This window comes from Pseudomonas sp. TAA207, from assembly GCF_001529285.1.
Classification (GTDB): Bacteria; Pseudomonadota; Gammaproteobacteria; order Pseudomonadales; family Pseudomonadaceae; genus Aquipseudomonas; species Aquipseudomonas weihenstephanensis.
Genome location: NZ_LLWJ01000028.1, coordinates 1 through 5,287 on the forward strand (window position 1 = coordinate 1; position 5,287 = coordinate 5,287).

General features: G+C 60.7%; 2 protein-coding genes. Both read left to right on the forward strand.

Translation table 11 applies throughout. The annotated features are described in order from the left end of the window. The first annotated feature begins 187 nt into the window (after positions 1-187). On the forward strand, positions 188-3,154 hold the full coding sequence (locus AP059_RS00365) for a type VI secretion system Vgr family protein (RefSeq protein ID WP_059761387.1): 2,967 nt from the start codon (positions 188-190) through the stop codon (positions 3,152-3,154). Further along, positions 3,151-5,287 (forward strand): DUF6531 domain-containing protein (locus AP059_RS00370; protein WP_256209594.1); only part of this gene is annotated, 2,137 nt, incomplete at its 3' end. The genes AP059_RS00365 and AP059_RS00370, both read left to right, overlap by 4 nt.

Below are 5,287 nucleotides of genomic sequence, written 5' to 3' on the forward strand. Positions count from 1 at the left end.
GGACCCACGAAGTGTCCGGCACATCCGGTTCGGATGACTGGCGTACTCCGGTCGCGGGCTAAGGCTGCGCGAGCGTTTTAGCGCACCGGTCCCTTGCGGGCCGGTGCGTGCATGACCCCAGAATTTTTCTGTTTTCGGCGCCTGTTTCCACACGACGAAAATCGCTGCACTGCATGAGGGACAAGGGATGTTCGCACCGGCTCATCAGCCCCATTTCACGCTGGCCCTCGACGGGGCGGACTTTCAGGTGCTGGCCTTCAAAGGCCGCGAAACCCTGAACACGCCGTTCGTTTTTGACCTGGAGCTGGTCAGTGAGCGGCCTTTCCTCGACCTCGAAACCCTGCTGCACAAGCAGGCGTTTTTGCAGATTTCAACCACCGGCAGCGGTTTTCACGGGCAGGTGTACAGCATCTCCCGGGGCGAAGCCGGTAAGCGCCTGACCCGCTATCACCTGTCGCTGCGCCCGCATTTGTCGTATTTGGCGCACCGGGTCAACCAGCGAATCTTCCAGCAAATGACTGTGCGCCAGATCATCGCCCAGGTGCTGGAAGAACACGGGATTTTGGCCAGCGATTATAAGTTCCAGCTCAGCGCAACCTATCCTGAGCGGGTGTATTGCGTGCAGTACGACGAATCGGACCTGACCTTCATCCAGCGCTTGTGCGAGGAAGAAGGCATCCACTTTCATTTCCAGCACAGCCCTGGCGCGCACCTGCTGGTGTTTGGCGACGACCAGACCATCTTCCCCAAACTGGCACCGGTGGCGTATCAGCAAGACACTGGGCTGGTGGCCGACACGCCGATGGTCAAGCGCTTTGGCATGCGTTTAGCGACGCGTACCAGCCGCGTCACGCGCCGCGATTATGACTTCACCAAGCCGCGCATCGAGCTGGAAAGCGACGCCAAAAGCAAGGCGGTGCCGGACCTTGAGGATTACGATTATCCCGGTCGTTTCGTAGACCGCGAACGCGGCAAACACCTGGCCAATCGCAACCTCGAACGCCATCGCACCGACTACCAACTGGCCAAGGGCAAAAGCGATCAGCCAACCTTGGTCAGCGGGCATTTCATGCCGCTCACCGCGCACGCCAATGCGACATGGAATGACCTGTGGCTGCTGATCGACATCACCCACCACGGCAAGCAGCCGCAGGTGCTGGAAGAGTCGGTCACCAGCGATGTCACAGACTTGAAAGACGATTTCCATCAGGGCTATCGCAACACCTTCAGCGCAATCCCGTGGGACGTGCCGTTCCGCCCGCCGCTCAAACACCCCAAGCCCAAAGTGCTGGGCAGCCAGAGCGCGATGGTTACGGGGCCGGCAGGCGAAGAAATTTACTGCGACGAATACGGCCGCGTCAAAGTGCAGTTCTACTGGGACCGCGAAGGCAAGTTCGACGACAAAACCAGTTGCTGGATGCGTGTGGCGTCGAACTGGGCGAGCATGAGTTTTGGCTCGATCAACCTGCCGCGCATTGGCATGGAAGTGCTGATTACCTTCCTTGAGGGCGACCCGGACCAGCCGCTGATTACCGGCTGCCTGTACCACGGCGTGAACCTGCCGCCGTACAAATTGCCCGAGCTCAAGACCTTAGCCACGGTCAAAAGCAAAGAGTACAAAGGCAGTCGCGCCAACGAACTGCGCATCGACGACACCACCAGCGAAATCAGCATCGCGTTGCGCAGTGACCACGGCGCGAGCGCGGTCAACTTGGGCTATTTGACTCATCCGCGACCTTCGGGGGGGCAGCCGCGTGGCGAAGGCTTTGAACTGCGCACCGACCGCCACGGCGCCGTACGTGCAGCGGCGGGTTTGCTGATTACGACCGAGCCACGTCCCAACGAATCCAAGCACCATAAAGACCTGCCCGAAACCGCCGAACGCTTGGCCACTGCCAGTGATCAACAGGACGGTCTTTCCCTGCAAGCCATGGAAAATCAGGCGCAGGAAGCCGGTGACCAAGATGAGGTGGCCAAGGCGTTGTTTGCTCAGCATCGCGGCATTACCGGCAGCGGTCCGGCCAACGTCAGCGCCAACGAATTCCCTGAATTCACCGAACCGCATCTGGTGTTGGCCAGTCCGGCCGGTATCGCGCTGAGCACGCCCCATTCGACCCACATTGCGACCGGCGAGCACTTGGGGCTGAGCAGCACCGGTCACACCAGTCTTTCAATTGGTAAAAAACTCTTGGCCAGTGCCAGCCAAGGCATGCGTCTGTTTGTGCAAAATCTGGGCTGGCGACTGGTGGCCGCATCGGGCGACATCGACGTGCGGGCGCTGAAAGACAGCATCAACCTGTTGGCCAAACTCAATATCACCGCCAACGCAGACCGCATCACCCTCACCGCTAAAACCGAGCTGGTGATTCAAGGCGGCGGCAGCGCCACGACCTATAACGCAGGCGGCATCACCCACGTCACCACTGGCCCGTACACGGCGCACGCGGCCAACTTTGCTTATACCGGTGCCAAGAGTCTGGCCGGGGTGTTCCCCGAGCCGCTGAAACCGGGCAAAGGCAACCTGGAACTGTTCAACCAGTACGCCAACCGCCAAGGCATCAAGGGCGGTGATTTTGAAGTGATCGACGCACTGGGCAAAAGTATCAAGGGCGCGCTCGACCCCAAAGGTTTCGCCGCCGTGGCAGGTGCTGCACCGGGACCGGCACGGGTCAAGTTTGGACCCGACCCGTCCGACACCTGGAGCGTGGGCAGCTACATCGGCGAACCGCAATGGCCGCGTGAAAAACCTGGCGATGCAGGTTCGGACAGCATCCCCGGCCCGATCCAGAGCATGATCGCCGACCTGTTGCCACGCCAAGGTAAAAGTGCCGAGTTGCTGGAGCAAGGCAAGGGCCTGGCGAAAAGCGGCCTGGACATGGCCAAGACTGGCCTGGCCACGGTGCAAAGCGGTATGAGCGTAATCCAGACCGCCCAAGGCGCGATGCAATCAGCGCAAAACGTCAAAACCGCGCTGCAAGCAGGTGTGGCGGGCATTGCGCAACGGGCCAGCGCCGCGTTGCCGAGCGCCTCAAGTTTGCTAAGTCTGGCCAACAGCAGCGGCGCACTGCCGAGCCTGCCTGCGCTGCCGAGCTTCACCCCTCCCAAGCTTTCCTTCAAGACCCCCGGCCTGCTGGCGGGTGAGATGCTGTCATGACGACTGAAAATGCTGTTGCAGAAAAACGTGGCCCACAAGTGGCCATCGTGCCGATCAGTGCCATCGACATTAAAGACGTGGCCAGCGGCGCGGCGGTGTTCGACGCCTGGTTGCAGGAAGTCAGCGGCGGCATGGTCACGCTGGAACGGATTCAGGGCGTTGCCGGGGCCTTGCCCGTGGTCGGCAACATCATGGCGCTGGTGGATGCGCTGGGCGATGTGGTCACGCTGACCAAGACCGAAAAGCGCGACCTGCTGCTGTGGGCCAGTCTGGCGATCAACCTGATTGGCGTGTTGCCGCTGCCACCGACCATGGCGGCGGCGCGCATGACCCTGCGCCCGACCCTGCACTTGGTGCGTCAGGAGATGCGCTCCACCACCAAGCTGATGCTCAGTGCTTCGGTCGTCGAAATTCTGGTCGGCCACCTCAACGCGTCCATCGTCGGCAGCCTGGATGACTTTGTCACGCAGGCCAAAGCCAAGTTGCCCGACATCCTCGCGGATGCGGGCAAGCTCGGCGAAGACGTACTCAATGAAATCGCCAAGGGGCTGGAGGCCGCGGTCAACGGTACCCTCGATGCCGGTGGCGATCTGGATGCAGCCGGTACGCAAATCAGCGCGGCCGGTGATCAACTGCTGCATGACCCAAAAGCGGCGATCAGCAACATCTTCGGGGGCTTGTTCAGCGCCTACAAAGCCGCTGGCAAAGGCATGGCCAACAGCGCCACGCAGCACCTGCTGCCCGACGACATCAAACAGTCGGTCCTGACCCACACCGCTCAACTGCGGGCCATGGGGCCAGAGCTGCGCACGCAACTGAACAAACTCACCGCTGAAGACGTTGAATACTCGATTGGCTGGCTGCTGCTTATATTGTCCAGCGCGAGTGCTTTGTGGCGTAAACGCAATCCCTCCGGGCAAGGCACGAGCGTAAAGCCCAATGAGACCAACAAGGCTAAGAAAACGGCGGCTGAGGGTGAGGTTGAATCTGTAGAGAAACAGGCTGTTGCCCAAGGCACTCCTAACTGTAAGAAAAACGTTGTCTGTCCGATCACAGACAACAGTATTAGCTTTGCTGTGGGATCAGAGACATTCAGTCATACCGATTTCAGCTTGCCAGGCCTCTTTCCCATCAACTGGACGCGCACTTACTACTCACGGTTGGCGTCATACGATCATGGAAGCCTGGGCGCCCGCTGGATCAATGAATTCACCACCCGTTTTGACCTGCATGACAAGGGTCTGGTGTTCCACGACGCGGATGGGCGCGACCACAAGTACACCCTGAAGCCCGTCGGCGAAGCGCATTACGACGCCATCGAAAACCTGACGCTGGTCCGCGTCACTGACAACTCCTTACTCCTCTGCCGAGGCTTCGAACGCAGGGAAACCTACGTTCGCCACGGCGATCGCTTCCTGCTGGCCCACATCGAACTGCGCAACGGCGCGGGCGTGATGCTGCATCACGAATACCGCCACGCCGACCAACCGGTGCTGTCTGACCTGATCACCTATCAGGGTGACATCACCAACGTCCACTTGCATCTGGGCACCATGATCGACGACCACGGCCACCTCAAAGGCCTGTGGGAAATCCGCGACGGCGCGCCGGTGCGCCAACTGGCGGCCTACTACTACGACGCCCACGGCGACCTGATCAACGCGCAGGACGAAAACGGCGCCGCGTGGAGCTACGAATACCAGCATCACCTGATCACCCGCTACACCGACCGCACCGCCCGTGGCATGAACCTGCAATGGCAAGGCACCGGGCCCGACGCCAAGGCCGTGCGCGAATGGGCCGACGACGGCAGCTTCGACACCCGCCTGGAATGGGATGAAAACATCCGCCTGACCTACGTCACCGACGCCCACGGCAACGAGACCTGGCACTACTACGACATTCTTGGCTACACCTACCGCATCCGCCACGCCGACGGGCGTTCGGAATGGCTGTTCCGTGACGACGCGAAAAACATCCTGCGCCACGTTCACCCTGACGGCAGCACCGACCGCTACAGCTACGACGAGCGCAGCAATGTGCTCGAACACATCCGCGCCGACCACAGCGTCATGCATTACGCGTACAACGATCAGGACCAGTTGATCAAAATCCGCGACGCCGAAGGCGGCC